Raw genomic sequence first — 1724 nt, forward strand, 5'->3', positions numbered from 1 at the left:
CGCGGGAAGGTATCTTCAGGTAAGGAGGTGATCCAACCGCAGGTTCCCCTACGGTTACCTTGTTACGACTTCACCCCAGTCATGAATCACAAAGTGGTAAGCGCCCTCCCGAAGGTTAAGCTACCTACTTCTTTTGCAACCCACTCCCATGGTGTGACGGGCGGTGTGTACAAGGCCCGGGAACGTATTCACCGTAGCATTCTGATCTACGATTACTAGCGATTCCGACTTCACGGAGTCGAGTTGCAGACTCCGATCCGGACTACGACGCACTTTATGAGGTCCGCTTGCTCTCGCGAGGTCGCTTCTCTTTGTATGCGCCATTGTAGCACGTGTGTAGCCCTACTCGTAAGGGCCATGATGACTTGACGTCATCCCCACCTTCCTCCAGTTTATCACTGGCAGTCTCCTTTGAGTTCCCGGCCGAACCGCTGGCAACAAAGGATAAGGGTTGCGCTCGTTGCGGGACTTAACCCAACATTTCACAACACGAGCTGACGACAGCCATGCAGCACCTGTCTCAGAGTTCCCGAAGGCACCAAAGCATCTCTGCTAAGTTCTCTGGATGTCAAGAGTAGGTAAGGTTCTTCGCGTTGCATCGAATTAAACCACATGCTCCACCGCTTGTGCGGGCCCCCGTCAATTCATTTGAGTTTTAACCTTGCGGCCGTACTCCCCAGGCGGTCGACTTAACGCGTTAGCTCCGGAAGCCACTCCTCAAGGGAACAACCTCCAAGTCGACATCGTTTACGGCGTGGACTACCAGGGTATCTAATCCTGTTTGCTCCCCACGCTTTCGCACCTGAGCGTCAGTCTTTGTCCAGGGGGCCGCCTTCGCCACCGGTATTCCTCCAGATCTCTACGCATTTCACCGCTACACCTGGAATTCTACCCCCCTCTACAAGACTCTAGCCTGCCAGTTTCGAATGCAGTTCCCAGGTTAAGCCCGGGGATTTCACATCCGACTTGACAGACCGCCTGCGTGCGCTTTACGCCCAGTAATTCCGATTAACGCTTGCACCCTCCGTATTACCGCGGCTGCTGGCACGGAGTTAGCCGGTGCTTCTTCTGCGGGTAACGTCAATCGGTGAAGTTATTAACTCCACCGCCTTCCTCCCCGCTGAAAGTACTTTACAACCCGAAGGCCTTCTTCATACACGCGGCATGGCTGCATCAGGCTTGCGCCCATTGTGCAATATTCCCCACTGCTGCCTCCCGTAGGAGTCTGGACCGTGTCTCAGTTCCAGTGTGGCTGGTCATCCTCTCAGACCAGCTAGGGATCGTCGCCTAGGTGAGCCATTACCCCACCTACTAGCTAATCCCATCTGGGCACATCCGATGGTGTGAGGCCCGAAGGTCCCCCACTTTGGTCTTGCGACGTTATGCGGTATTAGCTACCGTTTCCAGTAGTTATCCCCCTCCATCGGGCAGTTTCCCAGACATTACTCACCCGTCCGCCACTCGTCACCCGAGAGCAAGCTCTCTGTGCTACCGTTCGACTTGCATGTGTTAGGCCTGCCGCCAGCGTTCAATCTGAGCCATGATCAAACTCTTCAATTTAAGTTTGATTTGCTGAAACAAGTTCAGCGGTGCTCATCTGTAAAACGTCATAATGAATTTCATTATGTGTTCACTCGTGAGGCTTTGATATTTTTTACGTCCGGAGACGCTGATATCAATCCTGCGAGTGCCCACACAGATTGTCTGATAAATTGTTAAAGAGC

The 1724-nt window shown here is 53.2% G+C and carries 1 rRNA gene; it reads right to left on the reverse strand.

What is annotated here, in order from left to right:
• Positions 1-20: 20 nt before the first annotated feature.
• A 16S ribosomal RNA gene (locus tag FHW71_RS23910) occupies positions 21-1560 on the reverse strand.
• Positions 1561-1724 lie beyond the last annotated feature (164 nt).

This window comes from Enterobacter sp. Sphag1F (assembly GCF_014193275.1).
Lineage (GTDB): Bacteria > Pseudomonadota > Gammaproteobacteria > Enterobacterales > Enterobacteriaceae > Pantoea > Pantoea symbiotica.